The organism is Oleiphilus sp. HI0079, from assembly GCF_001635105.1.
The window spans coordinates 1-966 of sequence record NZ_LWFT01001298.1 but is presented as its reverse complement, the minus strand read 5'-3'; the positions used below and the strand labels follow the sequence as shown (position 1 = coordinate 966).

1 protein-coding gene is annotated in these 966 nt (G+C 46.8%); it reads left to right on the top strand.

Annotated features, from left to right (window positions below):
- Window positions 1-966, top strand: a 966-nt coding sequence (locus A3750_RS22615) for an LPS-assembly protein LptD (RefSeq protein WP_156498855.1), incomplete at both ends; no start/stop codon positions are given.

Genomic DNA, 966 nt, shown 5'->3' with positions numbered 1-966 from the left:
ATGAGGATAAGGCCTATAAGAGCGAACAGATTGATCTCGGTAATGTTGACGAGAACGGCCAGCGCTGGGGCTTCAATATTGAGCAGGACTGGAAGCTTGATACCTTGTACACCGACACCATCGGTTACTTGAATTACACGCAGATTAGTGATGATGATTATCTCGACGATTTAGATCAAGGCTTGCAGGTAGCGAGTAAGGACATGCTTGATCGCCGCTTCTCTGTCCGGCATATCGGTGAGCGCTATCAGTTTGAGGCGTTGTTTCAACAATATAAATCTTTGAGTTCGAGCACGCTGCCATCTGAGCAGTCGTATCAGCGTTTGCCTGAGTTAAACCTCTCTATTTTTCAGCCGTATAAAACGCTCGATTTAGATTGGGATAGCCAATACGTTTATTTTTATCGTGATCAAGATCAATTGGTTGGAGATGAGCTTGTTCGCGGATCCCGGGCTCGGCATCGGCCGACTGTGTCCGTCCCTTGGCGCAATAGTTTTGCTCATGCAAAACCGAGCGTGAGTGTTGATCACACGGATTACTATTTAGAGGACTGGTCACAAACTGATAAGCATGCAGGCAGAACCATTCCGGTGTTTGAATTTGATGCAGGAATGGCGTTCGATCGAACGCCAACCCTTTTGCCAGAAAGCTACACGAATAGTCTCGAGCCTCGGCTTTACTATGTTTATAGCGATTATGTGGATCAAAGTGATTTGCCCAATTTTGATTCGTCTATCCCGAGTTTTAATTACGATAATTTGTTTCGTGCAAACCGTTTTACCGGGGGAGACCGAATTAGTGATGAAAACCGCCTCACTTTGAGTGTGACAAGTCGCTATACCGATTGGGATAGAGGGCTCGACGTCGTCAGCCTGAGCCTGGGACAAGTTAGCCAGTTTGAGAGGCGAAAAGTAACGTCAGGCCAGAATCAATCTATATTGGATGGCGAGTCGATGCTCGCCTCTG